Origin of the sequence: Streptomyces sp. NPDC002057 (assembly GCF_040296665.1) — a bacterium.
Lineage (GTDB): Bacteria > Actinomycetota > Actinomycetes > Streptomycetales > Streptomycetaceae > Streptomyces.
In genome coordinates, this window is record NZ_JBEOXR010000058.1 from 14,880 (window position 1) to 35,611 (window position 20,732).

21 protein-coding genes and 1 tRNA gene are annotated in these 20,732 nt (G+C 72.9%); 12 read left to right on the forward strand and 10 right to left on the reverse strand.

Annotated elements, in window-relative coordinates; genetic code table 11:
• Positions 1-94: 94 nt before the first annotated feature.
• Positions 95-478 carry a hypothetical protein gene (locus ABT129_RS32030; protein WP_351908611.1) on the forward strand — a complete coding sequence of 128 codons (384 nt, stop codon included), beginning with the start codon at positions 95-97 and terminating at the stop codon, positions 476-478.
• Positions 475-825 (forward strand): VOC family protein, encoded by a 351-nt coding sequence (locus ABT129_RS32035; protein WP_351908613.1) that lies wholly within the window; start codon positions 475-477, stop codon positions 823-825. The genes ABT129_RS32030 and ABT129_RS32035 overlap by 4 nt, the downstream gene beginning before the upstream one ends.
• Here the strand turns inward: ABT129_RS32035 and ABT129_RS32040 are convergent.
• From ABT129_RS32040 to hutU, 5 genes are all read right to left on the reverse strand, one after another.
• Positions 822-1,607, reverse strand: a complete 786-nt coding sequence (locus ABT129_RS32040; protein ID WP_351908615.1) for a hypothetical protein — start codon at positions 1,605-1,607, stop codon at positions 822-824. The genes ABT129_RS32035 and ABT129_RS32040 overlap by 4 nt on opposite strands.
• 80 nt (positions 1,608-1,687) lie before the next feature.
• On the reverse strand, positions 1,688-2,935 hold the full coding sequence (gene hutI / locus ABT129_RS32045; protein ID WP_351908617.1) for an imidazolonepropionase: 1,248 nt from the start codon (positions 2,933-2,935) through the stop codon (positions 1,688-1,690).
• A gap of 17 nt (positions 2,936-2,952) precedes the next feature.
• The gene (locus ABT129_RS32050) at positions 2,953-4,293 is read right to left on the reverse strand and encodes a formimidoylglutamate deiminase (RefSeq protein WP_351908619.1); all 1,341 of its coding nucleotides are present in this window, start codon (positions 4,291-4,293) and stop codon (positions 2,953-2,955) included.
• Positions 4,284-5,480 (reverse strand): allantoate amidohydrolase, encoded by a 1,197-nt coding sequence (locus ABT129_RS32055; protein WP_351908696.1) that lies wholly within the window; start codon positions 5,478-5,480, stop codon positions 4,284-4,286. Before ABT129_RS32055 ends, ABT129_RS32050 begins: the two co-directional genes overlap by 10 nt.
• 17 nt (positions 5,481-5,497) lie before the next feature.
• Positions 5,498-7,174 carry a urocanate hydratase gene (hutU, locus tag ABT129_RS32060; protein WP_351908621.1) on the reverse strand — a complete coding sequence of 559 codons (1,677 nt, stop codon included), beginning with the start codon at positions 7,172-7,174 and terminating at the stop codon, positions 5,498-5,500.
• Between the two features lie 95 nt (positions 7,175-7,269).
• Between hutU and ABT129_RS32065 the strand changes: the two genes are divergently transcribed.
• From ABT129_RS32065 to ABT129_RS32090, 6 genes are all read left to right on the forward strand, one after another.
• Positions 7,270-8,601: a type III PLP-dependent enzyme domain-containing protein gene (locus tag ABT129_RS32065; protein WP_351908623.1), complete on the forward strand. Its 1,332-nt coding sequence runs from the start codon at positions 7,270-7,272 to the stop codon at positions 8,599-8,601.
• A 98-nt stretch (positions 8,602-8,699) separates the two neighbouring features.
• Positions 8,700-9,179 carry an SRPBCC family protein gene (locus tag ABT129_RS32070; RefSeq protein WP_351908625.1) on the forward strand — a complete coding sequence of 160 codons (480 nt, stop codon included), beginning with the start codon at positions 8,700-8,702 and terminating at the stop codon, positions 9,177-9,179.
• 251 nt (positions 9,180-9,430) lie between these two features.
• On the forward strand, positions 9,431-9,829 hold the full coding sequence (locus ABT129_RS32075; protein WP_351908627.1) for a roadblock/LC7 domain-containing protein: 399 nt from the start codon (positions 9,431-9,433) through the stop codon (positions 9,827-9,829).
• Positions 9,826-10,593 (forward strand): transcriptional regulator, encoded by a 768-nt coding sequence (locus ABT129_RS32080; RefSeq protein ID WP_351908629.1) that lies wholly within the window; start codon positions 9,826-9,828, stop codon positions 10,591-10,593. Before ABT129_RS32075 ends, ABT129_RS32080 begins: the two co-directional genes overlap by 4 nt.
• Positions 10,594-10,634: 41 nt before the next feature.
• Positions 10,635-11,027, forward strand: coding sequence for a roadblock/LC7 domain-containing protein (locus ABT129_RS32085; RefSeq protein ID WP_351908631.1), 393 nt, complete (start codon positions 10,635-10,637; stop codon positions 11,025-11,027).
• A gap of 40 nt (positions 11,028-11,067) precedes the next feature.
• On the forward strand, positions 11,068-11,439 hold the full coding sequence (locus ABT129_RS32090) for a hypothetical protein (RefSeq protein WP_351908633.1): 372 nt from the start codon (positions 11,068-11,070) through the stop codon (positions 11,437-11,439).
• Positions 11,440-11,502: 63 nt separating this feature from the next.
• Here the strand turns inward: ABT129_RS32090 and ABT129_RS32095 are convergent, their stop codons facing one another.
• Both ABT129_RS32095 and ABT129_RS32100 read right to left on the reverse strand, forming a co-directional pair.
• Positions 11,503-12,348 (reverse strand): MurR/RpiR family transcriptional regulator, encoded by an 846-nt coding sequence (locus tag ABT129_RS32095; protein ID WP_351908635.1) that lies wholly within the window; start codon positions 12,346-12,348, stop codon positions 11,503-11,505.
• 446 nt (positions 12,349-12,794) lie between these two features.
• Complete coding sequence (locus ABT129_RS32100) at positions 12,795-14,183, reverse strand: cystathionine beta-synthase (RefSeq protein WP_351908637.1); 1,389 nt, start codon at positions 14,181-14,183, stop codon at positions 12,795-12,797.
• Between the two features lie 104 nt (positions 14,184-14,287).
• On the opposite strand from ABT129_RS32100, the gene ABT129_RS32105 reads away from it, so the two are divergent.
• From ABT129_RS32105 to ABT129_RS32115, 3 genes are all read left to right on the forward strand, one after another.
• Positions 14,288-15,325 carry an SGNH/GDSL hydrolase family protein gene (locus tag ABT129_RS32105; RefSeq protein WP_351908639.1) on the forward strand — a complete coding sequence of 346 codons (1,038 nt, stop codon included), beginning with the start codon at positions 14,288-14,290 and terminating at the stop codon, positions 15,323-15,325.
• Positions 15,326-15,436: 111 nt separating this feature from the next.
• Positions 15,437-16,657, forward strand: coding sequence for an acetyl-CoA C-acetyltransferase (locus tag ABT129_RS32110; RefSeq protein WP_351908641.1), 1,221 nt, complete (start codon positions 15,437-15,439; stop codon positions 16,655-16,657).
• 297 nt (positions 16,658-16,954) lie between these two features.
• Complete coding sequence (locus ABT129_RS32115; RefSeq protein ID WP_351908643.1) at positions 16,955-17,809, forward strand: hypothetical protein; 855 nt, start codon at positions 16,955-16,957, stop codon at positions 17,807-17,809.
• A 16-nt stretch (positions 17,810-17,825) separates the two neighbouring features.
• On the opposite strand, the gene ABT129_RS32120 is transcribed toward ABT129_RS32115, so the two are convergent.
• The 3 genes from ABT129_RS32120 to ABT129_RS32130 form a co-directional block, all read right to left on the reverse strand.
• Complete coding sequence (locus ABT129_RS32120; RefSeq protein WP_351908645.1) at positions 17,826-18,155, reverse strand: hypothetical protein; 330 nt, start codon at positions 18,153-18,155, stop codon at positions 17,826-17,828.
• Positions 18,156-18,356: 201 nt separating this feature from the next.
• Positions 18,357-19,259 carry a Bax inhibitor-1/YccA family protein gene (locus ABT129_RS32125; protein WP_351908647.1) on the reverse strand — a complete coding sequence of 301 codons (903 nt, stop codon included), beginning with the start codon at positions 19,257-19,259 and terminating at the stop codon, positions 18,357-18,359.
• Between the two features lie 188 nt (positions 19,260-19,447).
• A tRNA-Leu gene (locus ABT129_RS32130) sits at positions 19,448-19,532 on the reverse strand.
• A gap of 374 nt (positions 19,533-19,906) precedes the next feature.
• On the opposite strand from ABT129_RS32130, the gene ABT129_RS32135 reads away from it, so the two are divergent.
• Positions 19,907-20,677 (forward strand): ABC transporter ATP-binding protein, encoded by a 771-nt coding sequence (locus tag ABT129_RS32135; RefSeq protein ID WP_351908649.1) that lies wholly within the window; start codon positions 19,907-19,909, stop codon positions 20,675-20,677.
• Positions 20,678-20,732 lie beyond the last annotated feature (55 nt).

The following is a 20,732-nucleotide window of genomic DNA, read 5'->3' on the forward strand; positions in this document are numbered from 1 at the left end:
ACCGGTGGCCGCGGCCACCGGCCCGTCGGTACGGTCGGGCTCCCGGCGGACCGCGCCCGCGGTCGGCCCCCACCTGGAGAGCGAGCGAACCCCCGTGACCGGCCGACGACCGACGACGACCACCCTCTGGCGCCCCACCGGCCCGGACGAGCTGGAGCTCGTGCGGCGGCTCGGCCACCGCGCCTGGCCGCCCCGGCTGCCGGAGCAGCCGATCTTCTACCCGGTCCTCGACGAGGAGTACGCGATCAGGATCGCCCGGGACTGGAACGTGAAGCACAGCGGCGCCGGCTTCGTCACCCGCTTCGAGGTCGAGACGGAGTTCCTCCGCAGGTACCCGGTCCGGCAGGCCGGCGGCCGGACGATCCTCGAACTGTGGGTGCCGGCCGAGGAGCTGGACGAGTTCAACGCGCACATCGTCGGCGAGATCCGGGTCGTCCACGAGTTCCGCCGAAGCGCCGGTCTAGGGTGCGGGGCATGACCGTCCGCCGCGCCGTGCCCAACCTCCGTACCGACTCCCCCGAGGAGAACCGCGACTTCTACGGCCTGCTGGGGTTCGAGGTGGTCATGGACCACGGCTGGATCGCGACGCTCGCCCCGCCCTCGGCGCCGACCGCTCAGGTCAGTCTCATGACCCACGACCTGACCGCCCCGGTCACGCCCGACCTCAGCGTGGAGGTCGACGACGTGGACGCCGCCTACGCGACGGTCCGCGCCTCCGGGGCGGAGATCGTCCATCCCCTGACCGACGAGCCCTGGGGCGTCCGCCGCTTCTTCGTCCGCGACCCGGACGGCCGGGTGGTCAACGTGCTGAGCCACCGCTCCTAGGACGGGTCCTGGGCGCGGCGCTTCACGTCCGTGCAGTACACGCCGGGGTGGGCTCCGTACGCCTCGAAGGTCGTGCGGGCTCCGTCGTAGGTGCCGTCGAGGCACAGCTCGCCGCCCCGCAGGTCGAGGGTGAACCCGACCTTCCCGTCGACCTCCCGCAGACCGAGGACGCGGTAGCCGACGTCGTAGCCGGCCCGGGCGAGGGCCTTCTCGACGTGCGCCGGGGTCGGGTTCCCGGTGCCGTCCAGGGCCTTCGCGACGCGCCGGCCGTGGAGGGGGGCGGCGCACCGCTCCACGTCGCCCAACTCGACTTCCTGCCGCACGCGGTCGAAGTCCCAGGGGCTGTCGGCGGGGTGGGCCGGGTCCTCCAGAGGGACGGGGACGCCTTCCTTGTCCGCGCCGGGCGGCGGGTTCAGGGGTCCGGCCGGCGCGGTCGCCTCCGGCTCCACGCTCGGCGGCGAATCGGGGCGGCTCTCCCGGCACGGTGCGGCGACCTCGATCATGAGCCCCATGAACGCCAGCTCGGCCGCGTGCTCCTCGGCCGTGCGGCTCGGGTCGTCCATGGGCTCCGGCCTCGGCGCCGTGGGCGTCGGGGTCGGCGTCGGAGTCGGGGTCGGGGTCGGTTCGGCCGTCCGCGTCGGCGGCGCGGCGGTGGCCGCTCCCACCGCAGCGCCGCCGCCCGCCACCTCCGTACCGCAGGCCGTGAGGGCCAGCGCGCAGAGGGCCGCCAGGGCTACGCCGAACCGCTTGCTCTTCAGGGACGTCGAACGCGTGGAAGTCATGATCGAAGTCTGTTCCCGGGCGGCCGCACCCCACATGAGTACGCCTACTCAGCCGCCGTACCCCGTTTCCCCGTCCGTGCTCAGACCGCGCGCACGCCCGCCCGCCACACCTGCGTCACCAGGGGGACGCCCGGGCGGTACGCCAGGTGCACGTGGGACGGGGCGTCCAGCACGGTGAGGTCGGCGCGGGCGCCGGGCGTCAGGCGGCCCACGTCCGTGCGGCGCAGGGCCGCCGCACCGCCGGCGGTGGCCGACCACACCGCCTCGTCCGGGGTCATCCCCATGTCCCGTACGGCGAGCGCGACGCAGAACGGGACGGAGGAGGTGAAGGAGGAGCCCGGGTTGCAGTCCGTCGACAGGGCCACCGTGACGCCCGCGTCCAGGAGGCGGCGGGCGTTGGGCCACTGGGCGCGGGTGGAGAACTCGGCGCCGGGGAGGAGCGTGGCGACCGTCGAGCCGCTCGCGAGCGCGTCGACGTCCGCGTCGGTCAGGTGGGTGCAGTGGTCCGCGCTCGCCGCGTCCAGCTCCACCGCGAGCTGGACGCCGGGGCCGTACGTGAGCTGGTTGGCGTGCACCCGGGGGTGGAGGCCCTTCGCCCTGCCCGCGGTGAGGATCGCGCGGGCCTGGTCGCCGTCGAAGGCGCCCTTCTCGCAGAAGACGTCCACCCAGCGGGCGTACGGGGCGCAGGCGTCGAGCATCTCGCCGGTGACGAGTTCCACGTACCCGGCCGGGTCGTCGGCGTACTCCGGGGAGACGATGTGCGCGCCGAGGTAGGTGACCTCGTCGGTGTGTCCGGCGGCGATGCGCAGGGCGCGGGCCTCGTCCTCGACGGTGAGGCCGTAGCCGGACTTGGTCTCGAAGGTGGTGGTGCCCTGGGCGAGGGCCTCGCGCAGGTAGCGGGCCACGTTCGCCGACAGCTCCGCGTCGGTCGCCGCGCGCGTCGCCGCGACCGTGGTGCGGATGCCGCCCGCCTTGTACGGCTGGCCGGACATGCGGGCGTTGAACTCGGCCGTGCGGTCGCCCGCGAAGACGAGGTGCGAGTGGGAGTCCACGAAGCCGGGGATCACGGCCCGGCCGCCGGCGTCGACCCGGTTGTCAGTGGCCGGTGCTTTGCTGGATTCACCGACCCAGACGACGCGGTCGCCGTCGATGACGACGGCCGCGTCCTGGATCAGGCCGAGGGGGGTTCCATCACCGAGGGAGGGGTCGTTGGTGACGAGACTGGCGATGTTGACGATGGCGGTGGCGGCCGTCGCCACGGCGCTGTTCGCGCTCGTGGGGGCGGAGGTCGCCGCCGGGTTGTTCATCGCCTCGGGGCCGGTGTTCATGGTGGGAGGTGTCTCCTTCAGCCGCGCAGGGCGGCGATCGAGTCCGCGAGGGCCTGGGCGGCGTCCGGCACGGACGCGTGGATCCCGTCCCGTACGACATGGCGTCCGCCCACGATCGTGTGCCGGACGTCCGCGGCCGACGCCGCGAATACCGCGGTCTCCGCTGCCAGACGCGGTACCGGTCCCGCTGTCCTGACCGAGTCGAGCGCGATCGTCGTGAAGTCGGCGGGGGCGCCGGTCTCCAGGACGCCCGCGTCGGGGCGGCCGAGGGCGGCGTGGCCGTCCGCGGTGGCCGCGCGGAGCAGCGCCGCCGCCGTCCAGTGGCCGCGGGTGCGGGTGCGCAGGCGCTCGTCGAGCTCCATGGCCCGGGCCTCTTCGAAGAGGTCGATGACGGCGTGGCTGTCGCTGCCGAGGGAGAGCGGGGAGCCGGCGCGCTGGAGGGCGACGGCGGGGCCGATGCCGTCGGCGAGGTCCCGTTCGGTCGTCGGGCACATGCAGGTGCCGGTGGACGTCGAGCCGATGAGCGCGATGTCCGTGTCCGTCATGTGGGTGTTGTGGACGCCGGTCGTCCGGGCGCCGAGGACGCCGTGGTCGGCGAGGAGCTGGGTCGGGGTGCGGCCGTGGGCGGCGAGGCAGGCGTCGTTCTCGGCGGTCTGCTCCGAGAGGTGGACGTGGAGGGGGGCGTCCCTGTCCTGGGCCCAGCCGGCCACCGTGGCGAGCTGGTCGGCGGGGACGGCCCGTACCGAGTGGATCGCCGCCCCGACGCGGACGCCCTCGCGTTCCTTGAGGGCCGACACCCGCTCGGCCCACCGGTCGGCGGTGCCATCGGTGAAGCGGAGTTGGTGGTGGTCGGGGGCGGCGCCGAAGCCGGAGGAGAGGTACGCGGTGTCGAGGAGGGTGATGCGGATGCCGGCCTCGCCCGCGGCCGCGATCAGCGCCTCGCCCATGGCGTTGGGGTCGTCGTAGGGGGTGCCGCCGGGCGCGTGGTGGAGGTAGTGGAACTCGCCGACGGCGGTGATGCCCGCGAGCGCCATCTCCGCGTACACGGCGCGGGCCAGGGCGAAGTAGCTGTCGGGGGTGAGGCGCTGGGCGACGTTGTACATGACCTCGCGCCAGGTCCAGAAGGTGCCGGAGCCGACCTGGACGGTGCCGCGCAGGGCGCGGTGGAAGGCGTGCGAGTGGGTGTTCGCGAGGCCGGGGAGCGTGAGGCCGCGGAGGGCGACGGCACCCCGCGGGGGCGCCTCGACCCCCGTGCGTACGGCCGAGATCCGGCCGTCGGAGTCCACGTCCAGGGCCACGCCCGGCTCGACATGGGTGTCGAGCCAGGCGTGTTCCAGCCAGTACGTCGTCAGCGGCACGCCAGCTCCTCCAGTACGTCGGCGAGTGCGAGGACCCCGGCGACGCAGTCGTCCTCGGCCGCGAACTCGGCCGGGGAGTGCGAGACGCCGGTGGGGTTCCGTACGAACAGCATGGCGGTCGGGATCGATTCGGACAGGATGCCCGCGTCGTGTCCCGCGCCGGTGCCGAGGACCGGCACCTTCCCCGAGGTGCCCAGGATCCGGGAGAGCTCGTCGCGCAGGGCGTGCGAGAAGTCCACGACCGGGGTGAAGGACTCCTGGACGACGGTGAGGTCGACGCCGTGGCGGTCGGCGTAGCCGCGGGCCTCCGCCTCGATGCCGGTGACGACCTGGTCCAGGGAGCCCTGGTCGGCGGCGCGCGCGTCGAGCCAGCCGCGGACGAGGGACGGGATGGCGTTGACGCCGTTCGGTTCGACGGCGATCTTGCCGAAGGTGGCGACGGCGCCCGCGAGCTCGGCCTCGCGGCGGGCGGCGAGGACCGTCTCCGCGTAGGTGAGCATCGGGTCGCGGCGGTCGACGAGCCGGGTGGTGCCGGCGTGGTTGGCCTCGCCGGCGAAGTCGTACCGCCAGCGGCCGTGCGGCCAGATGGCGGAGGCGATGCCGACGGAGTCGCCGGACAGGTCGAGGGCGCGGCCCTGCTCGACGTGGAGTTCGACGAAGGCGCCGATGCGGGCGAGCCGTTCGGGGTCGGGCCCGATGGTCTCGGGGTCGTACCCGGCGGCCTCCATGGCCTGCGGGAGGCTGGTCCCGGAGGCGTCGCGGAGCTCGTACGCCTGCTCCTTCGTCAGCCTGCCCCCGGCGAGGCGGGAGCCGACGCAGGCGAGGCCGAAGCGGGCGCCTTCCTCGTCGCCGAAGTTGACGATGGCGAGGGGGCGCTTGAACGAGACGCCGCGGGAGCGGAGTTCGTCGAGCGCGGCGAAGGAGGAGACGACGCCGAGGGGGCCGTCGAAGGCTCCGCCGTCGGGGACGGAGTCCAGGTGGGAGCCGGTGACGACGGCGTCGCCGGCCGTCGGGTCGCCGAGCCAGGCCCACTGGTTGCCGTTGCGGTCGGTCTCGACGTCCAGGCGGCGGGCCTCGGCCTGCATCCGGAACCAGAGGCGGCAGTCGGCGTCGGCCTCGGTCCAGGCGTAGCGCCGGTAGCCGCCGGAGGCGGCGCTGCGGCCGAGGGGCCGCAGCGACCGCCACATGGCGTGGAAGCTCGCGCTCACGCCGAGGCCTCGGTGTCGTCGCCCTCGCGCATCGGGACGCGGACGCCCTTCTCGTCGGCGACGCGCTCGGCGATGTCGTAGCCCGCGTCGACGTGGCGGATGACGCCCATGCCGGGGTCGTTGGTGAGCACGCGGCGGATCTTCTCGCCCGCGAGGGCGGTGCCGTCCGCCACCGAGACCTGGCCGGCGTGGATGGAGCGGCCCATGCCGACGCCGCCGCCGTGGTGGATGGAGACCCAGGAGGCGCCGGAGGCGACGTTCACCATGGCGTTGAGGAGGGGCCAGTCGGCGATGGCGTCGGAGCCGTCGAGCATGGCCTCGGTCTCGCGGTACGGGGAGGCGACCGAGCCGCAGTCGAGGTGGTCGCGGCCGATGGCGAGGGGCGCGGCGAGGGTGCCGTCGCCGACCATGTCGTTGAACATGTCGCCGGCCTTGTCGCGCTCGCCCTGGCCGAGCCAGCAGATGCGGGCGGGCAGGCCCTGGAAGTGGACGCGCTCGCCGGCCATCTTGATCCAGCGGTGGAGGGACTCGTTCTCCGGGAAGAGCTCCAGGAGCGCCTTGTCCGTCTTGTGGATGTCGGAGGCCTCGCCGGAGAGGGCGGCCCAGCGGAACGGGCCCTTGCCCTCGCAGAACAGGGGGCGGATGTAGGCCGGGACGAAGCCGGGGAAGGCGAACGCGCGGTCGTAGCCGGCGAGCTGGGCCTCGCCGCGGATCGAGTTGCCGTAGTCGAAGACCTCGGCGCCCGCGTCCATGAAGCCGACCATGGCCTCGACGTGCTGGGCCATCGACTCGCGGGCGCGGGTCGTGAACCCGGCCGGGTCCTTCGCCGCCGCGTCGGCCATGTCGTCGAAGGCGACGCCGATCGGGAGGTAGGCGAGCGGGTCGTGGGCGGAGGTCTGGTCCGTCACGATGTCGATCGGGGCGCCCTCGGCGAGCATCCGCGGGAGCAGTTCGGCGGCGTTGCCGAGGAGGCCGATGGAGAGCGGGCGGCGGGCGTCGCGGGCCTCGGTGGCGAGCCGGAGCGCGTGGGCGAGGTCGTCGGCCCGCACGTCCAGGTAGCGGTGCTCGATGCGGCGCTCGATGGCGCGCGGGTCGACGTCGACGCAGATGGCGACGCCGTCGTTCATCGTCACGGCGAGGGGCTGGGCGCCGCCCATGCCGCCGAGGCCGGCGGTGAGGGTGATCGTGCCGGCGAGGGTGCCGCCGAACCTCTTGGCGGCGACGGCGGCGAAGGTCTCGTAGGTGCCCTGGAGGATGCCCTGGGTGCCGATGTAGATCCAGGACCCGGCGGTCATCTGGCCGTACATGGTGAGGCCGAGGTGCTCCAGGCGCCGGAACTCCTCCCAGTTGGCCCAGTCGCCGACCAGGTTGGAGTTGGCGAGGAGGACGCGCGGGGCCCACTCGTGGGTCCGCATGACGCCGACGGGGCGGCCCGACTGGACGAGCATCGTCTCGTCCTGCTTGAGGGTGCGCAGGGTGCGGACCATGGCGTCGAAGGAGCGCCAGTCGCGGGCGGCCTTGCCGGTGCCGCCGTAGACGACGAGCTTGTCGGGGTGCTCGGCGACCTCGGGGTCGAGGTTGTTCTGGAGCATCCGGAGGGCGGCCTCCTGCTGCCATCCCAGGGCGCTCAGTTCCGTACCGCGGGCCGCACGTACGGGGCGGGGTCCTGACATGGGGGTGCCTCCTCGGATGTCGTTCAGATATTCACATCCTGGCGGCATGAATAGTTGTAGTCAACCGCTGCGGCGCCACCCGTCCCGGTGATGGGATGGACCGCATGGCCTCCTCCCGTCGCGATCTCGCCGTCCGAGCCTCCGTCGATCAAGGACTCCTCTCCCCCGCCGAACCCGTCGTCGCCCTCCTCGACACCGCCGGCATCCGCGCCTCCGCCGCCGCCCTGACCAGCGCGTTCGCCGCCGTCACCGACGCCCCCGTGCTCCACGCCTTCGCCGTCAAGGCCACCCCGCTCGTCCCCGTCCTGCGGCTGCTCCACGAGGCCGGACTCGGCGTCGAGGTCGCCAGCCCCGGCGAGCTGGCCCTCGCCCGCGCCGCCGGGATCCCCTCCGCCCGGACCGTGCTCGACTCCCCCGCCAAGACCCCGGCCGAGCTGCGCCAGGCCCTCGCGCTCGGCGTCGCCGTCAACGCCGACAACCTCCAGGAGCTGGCCAGGCTCGACGCGCTCGTCGCCTCCGCGCCCACCGCCTCATCCCTCGGACTCCGGGTGAACCCGCAGGTCGGAGCGGGTTCCATCGGCGCCCTCTCGACCGCGACCGCCACCTCCAAGTTCGGCGTGGCGCTGCGCGACGAGGGCGCCCGCAAGGCCGTCGTCCAGGCCTTCCTGGAGCGCCCCTGGCTGACCCGGCTGCACACCCACACCGGCTCCCAGGGCGTGCCGCTCGCCCTGATGGCCGAAGGCGTCGGGGAGGCGTACGCGCTCGCCGAGGAGATCAACCGAACGGCCGGGCGGCAGCAGATCGACACCCTCGACATCGGCGGCGGGCTCCCGGTGAACTTCGCCTCCGACGAGGAGACGCCGACGTACGCCGACTACGCCCGGCTGCTCGCCGACACCGTCCCCGGCCTCTTCGACGGCCGCTACGGCCTGGTGACCGAGTTCGGCCGCTCGCTCCTCGCCAAACACGGCACGGTCCTCGCCCGGGTGGAGTACACGAAGACCTCCGGGGGCCGCCCGATCGCCGTCACCCACGCGGGCGTGCAGCTGGCCACCCGTACGGTCTACGCCCCCGACTCCTGGCCGCTGCGGATCCTCGCGTACGACTCCGAGGGCCGCCCCCGCACCGGGGAGACCACCGTCCAGGACGTGGCGGGGCCCGCCTGCTTCGCCGGGGACCTGCTCGCCACGGGCCGCGCGCTGCCGCCGCTGCGCCAGGGCGACGTGGTGGCCGTCCCGGACACCGGGGCGTACTACTTCGCCCACCACTACGCGTACAACAGCCTGCCCCGGCCGGGCGTCCACGGCTTCACGGTGTCCGAGGACGGGGCGGTGGCCTTCACGACCGTACGGAAGCCCCAGACGGTCGCGGAGATCGTGGCGGAGTCGGGCGGAGCGCAGGCGGACGCGCTCGTCCGACGGGCATGAGGCCGAGGGGCCCGGAGGCCCCGCGGCAGGGGTGGAACGGAGGCGTCCGGGTGGTCCGTCCGGTAGCGCGGGTCCCGGCGTCCCGCTTCGATGAAGCCATGACTGGAACCGGTACGGACACCACATCCGTCGTCGTCGAGCGCCGGGTCGACGCCTCCCCCGGACGGGTCTGGGAGTCGATCACCGACCTGCGGGACATGCCCCGCGTCCTCTCGGGCGTCGAGAAGGTCGAGGTGCTCACCGAGGGCGGCTTCGGCGTGGGCACCCGCTGGCGCGAGACGCGGCGGATGCTCGGCAAGGAGGCCACCGAGGAGATGACGGTGACGGAGTGCGAGCCGCCCGACCGGTACGTCACGGTCGCCGACTCGCACGGCATGCACTACGTCTCCGAGCTCACCCTGGCGCCCGACGGAACGGGGTCCACCACCCTGCGGATGACGTTCTCCGCGCGGCCCGCCCACGGCCGGAAGCCGGGCCTCCTCGGCCGGCTGATGACCCGCTTCGGCGCGAAGGCCGTCGCCAAGGCCCTCACGAAGGACCTGAACGACATCGCGAAGGCCGTGGAGTCCAGGGCCTGAAGCCCGGCCGCGCGGACGGGCCGGTGGTCGACCTCCCGCGCGGACGGGCCGACGAACGGGTCTTCCGCCCGGCCGCGCGGACGGCCCGGTGGTCGACCTGACAGAGGACCACGACGCTCGACAGGCCAAATTCCGTCAGACGCTGGCATGTTCCGATGGAAAATGCCAGAACGGCTCCCGAGGAGCGCTGCGTTCAGTAACGTCGCGGTCACTGACGCACGTTCGCACGCCGCATCGGGAGGGGAATCCGCGTGCCCGGAATCGACGAGTGCCTTCTGGAGGCCATGGCCCTGCCGGGCGCTCGCGGGGCCTCCCTGGTCGACTGGACCAGTGGGCTCGCCCTCGGGACGGCGGGTGACTCACCGGTCGGCGACCACGAGACGACGGCCGCCGAGACCGCCGAACTCGCCCGCTCGGCAGCCGAGTTCGACACCTTCGTCGCGGCCGGCGACACCCCCGGAGAACCCGGGGCACCACCCGTCGAGGACCTCATCGTCACCACCCGTGCCGGCTACCACGTCATCCGCTTCGTCGAGACCTCCTTCGACAGCAGCGTCTTCCTCCATCTCTGGCTCGACCGCGCCACCGGCAACCTCGCCCTGGCCCGCATACGGCTCCGCGACCTCGCCGAGAGGCTGGTCCTCGGATGAGCGCCGTCGCCGCCCCCGTCTCCCCCATGCTGGTCCGGCTCGCCGCCGAGAAGGCCACCGGAGCCCTGCTGCGCGACCACGGCACGCTCTACCTCGTCGACGGCCGGGTCGTGCACGCCGAGAGCCCCGCCTCCCCCGGCGTCGACGTCCTCCTGACCACCGGCGGCCGCCTCCCCCGCGAGGGCTGGGACGAGGCCGTCGACCGGGCCGGGGCCCACCGCGCCGTCGGCCGCTTCCTCGTCGACAGCGGCCGGCTCCACGACGGCGAGCTGGAGATCTGCCACCTCGGCGCCGTCTTCGACGCGGCCTTCTTCGCCCTCTCCCCCACCAGCGGACCCACCCGCTTCCGGTACGGGGTGGGGCACTGGTTCGGGACGGTGCGGCCGGTCTCCGCCGAGGCCGTCGAGCGCGAGACGGTACGCCGCCGCGAACTCCTCGACGCCGTCTGGCCGTACGCCTCCGTGGACACCGCCCCGGTCGTGCCGCGCCCCGCCGCCCCCGGCCAGACCGTGGGGGTGCGCCAGCGGGCGCTGCTCGCCGCGGCGGACGGCGAGCGGACCCCGGCGGAACTGGCCCGACTGCTCGGCAGGCCCGCCTTCCACACCCTCCTCGACGTCCGGCGGCTCGCCGCCGCCGGACTCGTCGAGACGCCGCTGGATCCCGCCCCCGCGCCACCGCCACCCCCCTTACCGGCCCTGCCGGTGGCCGATCCCGACATCGCCCTGCTGCGCCGGCTCCGTGACGCCCTGGAGGCACACCTGTGATGAGGCGTGCCCTGCGCCTGCGCGCCGAAAGGAAACAGCTCATGACGGCAGAAGCCGAGGTCCTCGGCGAGCTCAGACGGCTACGGGCCCGGCTGCCCCAGCTCACCGGAGCCCTGGCGGCCAGCGCCGACGGGCTCGTCCTCGCCCACGACACCGTGGACGGCGAGGCGGAGAGCGTGGCCGCGCTGACGGCGGCGGCGCTCGGCGTCGGCCAGCGGCTGACGGACTCCACCGGCCAGGGGCGCTTCCGCGAACTGCTCGTGCGGGGCGAGAGCGGCTACGTGGCGACGTACGCGGCGGGCGGCTCGGCCGTCCTCACCCTGCTCGCGGAACCCCGGATCAACGTAGGGCGACTCCACCTGGAGGCCCGCAGGTCCAGCGTCCGGATAGGCGAACTCGTCGACGGAGCGCTGGAACGCAGAGACCTGAACTGAACCCGTCCGAACAGCTCACCCGAAAAGGAAGTACGACACCATGGCGAACACCGAGACCGCCCTCAAGGAAGCCACCACCATCGACGGCGCCATCGGCGCGGCCCTCGTCGACTACACCAGCGGCATGGCGCTCGGCACGATCGGCGGCGGCAAGGAGCTCGACCTCAACGTGGCCGCGGCCGGCAACACCGACGTCGTCCGGGCCAAGGTCCGGGCGATGGAGATGCTGGGGCTCGACGACGACATCGAGGACATCCTGATCACCCTCGGCAAGCACTACCACCTGATCCGGCTGCTCAGGGGACGCGGCACCAACGGCCTCTTCCTCTACCTGGCCCTGGACAAGACCCGCGCGAACCTGGCGATGGCCCGCCACCAGCTGAAGAAGATCGAGGCCGAGCTGGAGATCTGACCTCCCGCTCCCCCGCGCGGCGGAGGGGCCGCCCGCCGGAGCCCCGCTCGACGGGCGGGCTCCCTACTCGACGAAGAGGCCTCGCGCCGCCGCCTTCGCGTCGAACTCCTCCAGACGCGCCTGCGCGTCCGGGAGTTCGTCCGCCATGGCCTCGAGCAGGACCCGGCCGAGCATCATCGGCGCGCAGGCGGTGTCGAAGGCGAGCCCGGTGCCGACGGCGGCCGGGATGAGCAGGTCGCTGTGGGCGGCGACGGGCGCGAACGCCGACTCGGCGACGGTCACGACCGTGAGCCCGACCGCCCGCGCGTACTCCAGGGCCTCGACGACCTCCCGCGGGTGCCGGGGCAGCGCGAAGCAGAGCAGGGCCGAGGCCCCGGCCCGTACGACCGCGTCGACGCGGTCCGTGAGCATCGAGCCGGCCTCGTCGAGGAGCCGGACGTCGGGGTGCACCTTGGCGGCGAAGTAGGCGAAGCCGCGCGCCTGCGAGGAGGCGGCCCGCAGTCCCAGCACGGGCAGCGGGCGGGAGCGCGCGAGCAGCCGGCCGGCCCGCTCGACGGGCGCGGGGTCGGCGAGCACTCCGGCGAGGTGCCGGAGGTTCTCGATCTCGGCCAGCACGGCCTGCTGGTACTCGTTGAGCGCCTCGCCCTCGCCCTCGCCCGCGTCGGGCTCGGGGGGCGTGACCTCGCGCAGGTGGCGGCGGAGCGCCGGGTAGCCGTCGAAGCCGAGGGCGACGGCGAAGCGGGTGACGGAGGGCTGACTGACCCCGGCGAGGTCGGCGAGCTCGACGCTGGACAGGAACGGCACGTCCGCGGCGCGCCGCACCATGGAGTGCGCGATGCGTCGCTGGGTCGGGGTCAGCCGGTGCCCCTCGAAGAGCGCCTGCAGCCGGCCGGCCGCGCTGTCGCCCATGCCACCCGCCCCCTCTCGCCTATTCATCCACACACAGGTGTGCATAAGGATATGCAGGCAGGGGCGGCGAGGACCAGTCCCGGACACCGCTCCACGACGACATCGGGCCCCCCGCCGAGGCGGGGGGCCCGATGTCGTCGTGGCGTCGTGACGCCACGAGACGGTCTGCGCGGGGACCGCCGCACCCCCGTTTCACCGGGGGGCGGGACGACGGCGGTCCCCGCGAGGACACGGGCCCGGGTCAGGGCCGGTCGCCGCGTCCGTGGCGTCGTCAGGAGGTCCGGGAGCCGCTCCGGAGGTCCGTGACGCCGACAACCACCAATGTGCCGGACGCGTGTTAAGCCGGTGCTGCGCGAACGTGTCGCGCTCGTACCGATTGCGCGAACGCGCCCGCGCGACCCGGCCCGCCGCCCGCCCGCGCGGCCCGCGCGGGCGGGTTCGCGGTCCTACCTCGCGCCGCCGTTGGCCAGGAAGGCCAGCAGGTCCTGGCGGCTCACGACACCGGTCGGCTTGCCCTCGACCAGGACGATCGCCGCGTCGGCGGACTCGCCGAGGACGGACATCAGGTCGGCGACCGGCTCGCCGGAGCCGACCTGCGGCAGCGGCGCGCTCATGTGGCGCTCCAGCGGGTCCTCCAGGGAGGCCCGCTGGGTGAAGAGCGCGTCGAGGAGCTCGCGCTCGACGACCGAGCCGACGACCTCGGCGGCCATCACGTCGGGGTGGCCGGCCCCGGGCTTCACGATGGGCATCTGGGAGACGCCGTACTCGCGGAGCACCTCGATCGCCTGGCCGACCGTCTCGTCCGGGTGCATGTGGACGAGGGAGGGCATGACGCCCTCCTTGTGGCGCAGGACGTCCGCGACGGTGGCGGAGGAGGTGTCCTCCAGGAAGCCGTAGTCGGCCATCCACTCGTCGTTGAAGATCTTGGACATGTAGCCGCGGCCGGAGTCCGGCAGCAGGACGACGACGACGTCGTCGGGTCCGAGCTCCTTGGCGACCTCCAGGGCCGCGACGACGGCCATGCCGCAGGAGCCGCCGACGAGGAGGCCCTCCTCCTTGGCGAGGCGGCGGGTCATCTGGAACGAGTCCTTGTCGGACACGGCGACGATCCGGTCCGTGACGTTCCGGTCGTACGCGGTCGGCCAGAAGTCCTCACCGACGCCCTCGACGAGGTACGGGCGCCCGGAGCCGCCGGAGTAGACCGAGCCCTCCGGGTCGGCGCCGACCACCTTCACGGAGCCGTCGCTGACCTCCTTGAGGTAGTTGCCCGTGCCGGAGATGGTGCCGCCGGTGCCGACGCCCGCCACGAAGTGGGTGATCTTCCCCTCCGTCTGCTCCCAGAGCTCGGGACCGGTGGTCTCGTAGTGGGAGCGCGGGTTGTTCGGGTTGGAGTACTGGTCGGGCTTCCAGGCACCGGGCGTCTCGCGGACGAGGCGGTCCGAGACGTTGTAGTACGAGTCCGGGTGCTCAGGGTCGACCGCGGTGGGGCAGACGACGACCTCGGCGCCGTACGCCCGCAGTACGTTGATCTTGTCGAGGGACACCTTGTCGGGGCAGACGAAGATGCACTTGTAGCCCTTCCGCTGGGCCACGATCGCCAGGCCGACGCCGGTGTTGCCGGACGTGGGCTCGACGATGGTGCCGCCGGGCTTGAGCTCGCCGCTCTGCTCGGCCGCCTCGATCATCCGCAGGGCGATCCGGTCCTTGACCGAGCCTCCGGGGTTGAAGTACTCGACCTTGGCCAGGACGGTCGCCTGAATGCCCGCTGTGACGTTGTTGAGCTTCACCAGCGGGGTGTTGCCGACGAGGCTGATCATCGAGTCGTGGAATTGCACCGTAATCTCCGGGGTCTCCGTAATGGTGTGGCCAGCGTATGCGTAGTCGGAGCGGGTTACGGGGCAGTTAGACCCTGAACGGCTTGAAGGAGGTGACGGCCCCCATGTCGAGGGCGAGGGTGGCACGGCGGATCGCCGCGGGTGCGGCGTACGGCGGCGGGAGCATCGGACTGCTCGGAGTGGCGGCGGTGGGTGTCCTGCTCGCCGAGATGCAGATCGCGAAGCGGACGGTGGGCGGCGGGGCGGCTCCGCTGCCGCCGGGGGCGGACGGTCTGTACGGCCGCGCGTTCGGTGCGGACGACCCGCTGCGGCTGGCCCTTCTGGGTGATTCCACGGCGGCGGGCCAGGGGGTGCGCCGCTCCGGCCAGACACCGGGCGCGCTGCTCGCCTCCGGGCTCGCGGCGGTGGCGGAGCGGCCGGTGGTCCTGCGGAACGTGGCCCTGTCGGGGGCGCGCTCGGACGACCTGGAGCGCCAGGTGTCGCTGCTGCTCGCCCAGCCCCTGGGGCCGCCGGACGTCTGCGTGATCATGATCGGCGCGAACGACGTGACGCACCGCATGCCGCCGACGGAGTCGGTGCGGCTCCTGGCGTCGGCGGTGCGGCGGCTGCGGACGGCCGGGGCGGAGGTGGTGGTCGGGACCTGCCCGGACCTGGGGACCATCGAGCCGGTCTACCAGCCGCTGCGCTGGCTGGCCCGGCGGGCCTCCCGGCAGCTCGCGGCGGCGCAGACGATCGTGGTGGTGGAGCAGGGCGGCCGGACGGTGTCGGTCGGCGACCTCCTCGGCCCGGAGTTCGCGGAGAACCCGCGCGAGATGTTCGGGGTGGACAACTTCCACCCGTCGGCGGAGGGGTACGCGACGGCGGCGATGGCCATGCTCCCGACGCTGTGCGCGGTGCTCGGCGTGTGGCCGGAGACCGACCGCCTGGAGCCGACGCGGCGGGAGAACATGCTGCCGGTGGCGAAGGCGGCGGCGGAGGCGGTGAAGGAGGCGGGCACCGAGGTGACGGGCGCCCGGGCGCCCTGGGCCCTGCTCAAGCACCGTCGCAGGCGGCGTCTGCCGGTGCCCGCGGAGGGCGGGTCGGAGGGGGCGGCCGAGGGGCCGGCGGCGGCCGCGGCCCCGGTCGACCCCGCCACCAACTGAGCGTCCGCTTAGAAAAGAGGCCACCGTCACACCGTCAGGGCGGTGACCCCTGCGGTACGTACGGGTAACTTCCCTTTCAGTCCGCCCACTCCGCACCCTCATGGAGCCGTGATGCCCGAAGCCGTGATCGTCTCGACCGCCCGTTCGCCCATCGGCCGGGCCTTCAAGGGCTCCCTCAAGGACCTGCGGCCGGACGACCTCACCGCCACCATCGTCCAGGCCGCCCTGGCCAAGGTGCCGGAGCTCGACCCGCGCGACATCGACGACCTGATGCTGGGCTGCGGTCTGCCGGGCGGCGAGCAGGGCAACAACCTGGGCCGCATCGTCGCCGTGCAGATGGGCATGGACCACCTGCCGGGCTGCACGGTCACCCGCTACTGCTCCTCCTCGCTGCAGACCTCCCGCATGGCGCTGCACGCGATCAAGGCGGGCGAGGGCGACGTCTTCATCTCGGCCGGTGTCGAGATGGTGTCCCGCTTCGTCAAGGGCAACTCGGACTCGCTGCCCGACACGCACAACCCGTTCTTCGCCGACGCCGAGGCCCGCACCGCCGAGGTCGCCGCCTCCGAGGGCTCCGCGTGGCACGACCCGCGCGAGGACGGGATCGTCCCGGACGCGTACATCGCCATGGGCCAGACCGCCGAGAACCTGGCCCGCCTCAAGGGCATCAGCCGCCAGGAGATGGACGAGTTCGGCGTACGGTCGCAGAACCTCGCCGAGCAGGCCATCAAGAACGGCTTCTGGGAGCGCGAGATCACCCCGGTGACGCTGCCGGACGGCACCGTCGTCTCCTCGGACGACGGCCCGCGCGCCGGCGTCACCCTGGAGGGCGTGCAGGGCCTCAAGCCGGTCTTCCGCCCCGACGGCCTGGTCACGGCCGCCAACTGCTGCCCGCTCAACGACGGCGCCGCCGCGCTCGTGATCATGTCGGACACGAAGGCCCGCGAGCTCGGTCTGACCCCGCTCGCCCGCATCGTCTCCACCGGCGTCTCCGGCCTCTCCCCCGAGATCATGGGCCTCGGCCCGGTCGAGGCGTCGAAGCAGGCCCTCAAGCGCGCCGGCCTGACCATCGGCGACATCGACCTGGCCGAGATCAACGAGGCCTTCGCCGCCCAGGTCATCCCGTCCTACCAGGACCTGGGTCTGGACCTGGACAAGGTGAACGTCAACGGTGGCGCCATCGCCGTCGGCCACCCCTTCGGCATGACCGGCGCCCGGATCACCGGCACGCTGATCAACAGCCTCCAGTTCCACGACAAGCAGTTCGGCCTGGAGACCATGTGCGTCGGCGGCGGCCAGGGCATGGCCATGGTCATCGAGCGGCTGAGCTGAGCGAGAAGGCGAGCGGCTGAGCTGATAGCGGAGGGTGTTCGTGTGAACACCCGTTCTCCTGGCGACCCGGGCGTCAACCGCCCCGCGTCCGAGCCGTGACCGAATCTCCCCCAGGATGTGACCTTTATCCCGGGGGAGTTCGTTTTCCCAGGTCAGAGCCGTTTCGGGACTAAACACCCGGCAGAAATACCTGTCCAATTCGTGACGTAATGCACTGACAGCGGGCCCCGGCCCAGGACAAGCTGATGTAGGAAGTCGGGGGATCGACTCGGAATCGGGAGTACGTCAGTGAGCGCCATGCCTCTTGCCCTGCTGCTGACCACGGCCGCTGCCACGGCCGTGGGCGCTGCCGCCCTGCACGCCGTCCACGGTCTCCGCAAGCAGGTCACCGCCCTGCGGAGCGAACTGGCGGCCGGGCACGGCGTCACGGTCCCCGCGGCCCGCACCGCCACGCCCGCCGCCGAGATACGGGCCGCGGTCGCGGAGGCGCTGGCCGAGGAGCGCGAGCGCGAGCTCGCCGAGGCACGGGCCTTCTGGGCCGCGCAGGAGGCCCGGGACGCGGCCGACGCCCCGTCCCTGCTCGGCGGTCTCGGCGGCCCGGTCGACGACGGCTCCTTCTTCGTCCCGCGCCAGGCCGACTTCGTGGGCCTGGAGGCGATGGCCCTGGAGGCCATGGAGGCGGAGGCGGCCGCGCTCGACGGTGCCGACGCGTTCGACGCGCTGGACCCGGTCGAAGCCTTCGACGAGTACCCCGAGTACCCCGAGGACTCCGTGGAGCTGGCCGCGGCCCGCCGCCGCCACCCCTCGCACCCGGACTTCGTGCCGGTGCAGACGCCCGTCGTCACCGACCACGAGCGGACGGTGGCCCGCCTGGAGGAGCTGGCGGACACCCGCACGGCGCTGACCGACGTGCGCCCGGGCCCGCTCGGCACGCTCGACGTGTACGTCTTCGCGGACGGCACGACGCTCTGTATGACCCCCGGGCACCGCGAGACCGCGGAGCGCCTCGCGGAGGCCCTGCGCGGCGGCCGCACGCCGGTGCTGCTCGGCGGCTCGGGCGTCTCGGGAGCCTTCGCCCTGACCTTCTCGTACGGCGAGTCCGACGAGGAGAACGTCTACATCCTGGCGGACCGCGTCATCGCGTCCCTCTGAGCCCTTCCCGCGCGGGCTAGAGACCCGAGCGCTCCGCCGCGTCACGTACCAGCCTCACGGCCTCTGCCAGTTCCCCCTCGCGGGAGTCGGCCGGGGCCGTTCGTAGGATTTCGGCCAAATCCGTGCCGGCGACGAGCAGCTGATCGGCCACGGTGAAGACGCCCGCGTCCGGCATGGTCCTCGGCTCCCGTTCCGGGTCCTCGGCGCGCTGGGCGCGCCGGGCGAGCTCGCGGGCGAGGGCGAGCCCCTCGGCCGCCGCACCGCGCTGGAGACGGCTCTGAGGGGCGGCCCGCAGCCGGTCGGCGAGGCGTTCGACGGCGGCGGTCAGTTCACTCGTATCGCGCACCCGGTGACCCTACGCGCCGCCCGGGGCCCCTAGCCAACGGGTGCTCCCCCGGGCACGGTGACGCGAGCACGGTCCCGCGCGGGTGCACCCCCCGCGACGGACGGCCCGGAGGCCGCTCCGCGCCCGGCGCGAAGGCCCGGGGACACGGAAGGGCCCGCCCGGCGCGAAGCCGGACGGGCCCTTCCCCCGAGTCTCGGTACGTCAGTCGTCGCCCTGCAGGATCGACAGCAGACGCAGCATCTCCAGGTAGATCCACACCAGGGTCATGGTGAGACCGAAGGCGGCCAGCCAGGCCTCCTCGCGCGGCGCGCCGTAGTTCACGCCGTCCTCGACCTGCTTGAAGTCGAGGGCGAGGAAGCAGGCGCCCAGGATGACGCCGATGACGCCGAAGAGGATGCCGAGGCCGCCGCTGCGGAAGCCGAGGCCGTCACCGCCGGCGAAGACGGCGAAGAGCAGGTTGACCACCATGAGCAGCATGAAGCCCATGGCGGCGGCCATCACGAAGCCGTAGAAACGGCGGTTGACGCGGATCCAGCCCATCTTGTAGGCGATCAGGACACCGGCGAAGACCGCCATGGTGCCCAGGACCGCCTGCATGACCACGCCGTCGGCGATGTACGTCGAGACGGCGGCCGAGATCACGCCGAGGAAGACGCCCTCGAAGGCCGCGTAGCTCAGGATCAGCGCGGGGGACGGCTTGCGCTTGAAGGACTGCACCATCGCCAGGACGAAGGCGACCAGGGCGGCGCCGATGGCGATGCCGTAGGACTTGCCCAGGTTGGCCGAGTCGACCGGCAGCAGGAACCAGGACAGGACGGCGGTGAGGACGACCGTGCCGAGCGTCATGGCCGTACGGCTCACGACGTCGTCGATGGTCATCACGTTGCCGCGGGCCTGCTGCGGGGCGCCGAGCTCCGTGTCCTGCGGGGCGTACGGGTTCGTCGCGTACGGGTTCGTCGTGCCCTCGGCGTACGGGTTGCCGGTGGCGTACGGGTTCGCTCCGACGGCGGGGCCCCCGGCCTGCGACTGCTGGCCGTTGAAGCCCGCGGTGCCGTTGTCGCGGCTGAACCCCCGTCGCGAGAAGACCGGGTTGCTGCTCCTCATCTCACTCCTCCATGGCGTGCCGCACGTGCGCGGCCTCGCGTCAAGAGTAATGCGTAGGCAAAAGAAACTCTCTAGTGCTCGGGGAGGATCTTTTCCCGCGACGTCCCGATCGTCGCGCCCCGTCGGCGGGGGTCACCCGAGGAGTGCGGCCCGTGGCCGCGGAGGCGGCTGCCGCACCGGCGAAACCGTGGTGCCCGGAACCGGACTCGAACCGGTACGGCCCGAAGGCCAGCGAGGTTTAAGCTCGCCGTGTCTGCATTCCACCATCCGGGCGTCGCGAAGCTCCGCGTTGGCACATGAGCCTATCGGGACGCTTCCCCCGTTCAGCGGAACATCGGCCCGATGTTGTCTTATTTTATTGACGTCTGAGGGTGCGTCAGTGCAGGTGGGGGCCTTTTCGCCGAACTGTGACAGGGGTCGCAGGCGCAAAGCCGTACCCCCTGGAATGACGAAAAGTCGTCGCACGTCTGTCACGTCGGCGCGAAGCCGTCCCTCAGGGGCGCCGTCATACCAAAGGAGGAGAGTCGGGGCCCCCGGTCCGACTCGAGACTGCCCCGGGAACGGGCACGTGGGCGGACGTCCCGGGCGAGAACGCTCGACACGATGGAGGGGTTCCCGCAGAAGCCCCGCAGTGACAGGAGTCCCTCGTGACCACCACCCCCACCGTGTCCCGCGCCACCGCGGTGGCCGCCCGCGCCTCGGACCTCTCGAAGGTCTACGGCCACGGCGAGACCCAGGTGGTCGCGCTCGACCACGTCACCGTGGACTTCCGCCAGGGCGAGTTCACCGCGATCATGGGCCCCTCCGGCTCCGGCAAGTCGACGCTCATGCACTGCGTCGCCGGCCTGGACTCCTTCTCCTCCGGCTCGGTCCGGATCGGCGAGACGGAGCTCTCCACCCTGAAGGACAAGCAGCTCACCCAGCTCCGCCGGGACAAGATCGGCTTCATCTTCCAGGCCTTCAACCTGCTGCCGACCCTGACGGCCCTGGAGAACATCACGCTGCCGATGGACATCGCCGGCCGCAAGCCCGACAAGCAGTGGGTCCAGCAGGTCATCGACATGCTCGGCCTCTCCGCCCGGCTCAGCCACCGTCCCACCGAGCTCTCCGGCGGCCAGCAGCAGCGCGTGGCCGTGGCCCGCGCCCTCGCCTCCCGCCCCGAGATCATCTTCGGTGACGAGCCGACCGGAAACCTGGACTCCCGCTCCGGCGCCGAGGTCCTCGGCTTCCTCCGCAACTCGGTCCGCGAGCTGGGCCAGACCGTCGTCATGGTCACCCACGACCCGGCGGCCGCCTCCTACGCGGACCGCGTGATCTTCCTCGCCGACGGCCGGATCGTCGACGAGATGCTGCACCCGACGGCGGACGGCGTGCTCGACCGCATGAAGGCCTTCGACGCCAAGGGCCGTACGAGCTGACCCGCTCAAGCAGCGCAGCCCCGACCCGACCGCCGTCCCTCCTCCTCCAGGACAC

What these genes read in the sequence shown, in the direction of transcription:
- ABT129_RS32105 (WP_351908639.1), top strand. Translation starts at nt 14,288, where the DNA reads ATGTCGAGGGCGAGGGTGGCACGGCGGATCGCCGCGGGTGCGGCGTAC.
- hutU (WP_351908621.1), bottom strand. Translation starts at nt 7,174, where the DNA reads ATGTCAGGACCCCGCCCCGTACGTGCGGCCCGCGGTACGGAACTGAGC.
- ABT129_RS32055 (WP_351908696.1), bottom strand. Translation starts at nt 5,480, where the DNA reads ATGTGGCGGTCGCTGCGGCCCCTCGGCCGCAGCGCCGCCTCCGGCGGC.
- ABT129_RS32095 (WP_351908635.1), bottom strand. Translation starts at nt 12,348, where the DNA reads ATGGGCGACAGCGCGGCCGGCCGGCTGCAGGCGCTCTTCGAGGGGCAC.
- ABT129_RS32125 (WP_351908647.1), bottom strand. Translation starts at nt 19,259, where the DNA reads ATGAGGAGCAGCAACCCGGTCTTCTCGCGACGGGGGTTCAGCCGCGAC.
- ABT129_RS32065 (WP_351908623.1), top strand. Translation starts at nt 7,270, where the DNA reads ATGGACCGCATGGCCTCCTCCCGTCGCGATCTCGCCGTCCGAGCCTCC.
- ABT129_RS32035 (WP_351908613.1), top strand. Translation starts at nt 475, where the DNA reads ATGACCGTCCGCCGCGCCGTGCCCAACCTCCGTACCGACTCCCCCGAG.
- hutI (WP_351908617.1), bottom strand. Translation starts at nt 2,935, where the DNA reads ATGAACACCGGCCCCGAGGCGATGAACAACCCGGCGGCGACCTCCGCC.
- ABT129_RS32090 (WP_351908633.1), top strand. Translation starts at nt 11,068, where the DNA reads ATGGCGAACACCGAGACCGCCCTCAAGGAAGCCACCACCATCGACGGC.
- ABT129_RS32040 (WP_351908615.1), bottom strand. Translation starts at nt 1,607, where the DNA reads ATGACTTCCACGCGTTCGACGTCCCTGAAGAGCAAGCGGTTCGGCGTA.
- ABT129_RS32080 (WP_351908629.1), top strand. Translation starts at nt 9,826, where the DNA reads ATGAGCGCCGTCGCCGCCCCCGTCTCCCCCATGCTGGTCCGGCTCGCC.
- ABT129_RS32110 (WP_351908641.1), top strand. Translation starts at nt 15,437, where the DNA reads ATGCCCGAAGCCGTGATCGTCTCGACCGCCCGTTCGCCCATCGGCCGG.
- ABT129_RS32070 (WP_351908625.1), top strand. Translation starts at nt 8,700, where the DNA reads ATGACTGGAACCGGTACGGACACCACATCCGTCGTCGTCGAGCGCCGG.
- ABT129_RS32085 (WP_351908631.1), top strand. Translation starts at nt 10,635, where the DNA reads ATGACGGCAGAAGCCGAGGTCCTCGGCGAGCTCAGACGGCTACGGGCC.
- ABT129_RS32115 (WP_351908643.1), top strand. Translation starts at nt 16,955, where the DNA reads ATGCCTCTTGCCCTGCTGCTGACCACGGCCGCTGCCACGGCCGTGGGC.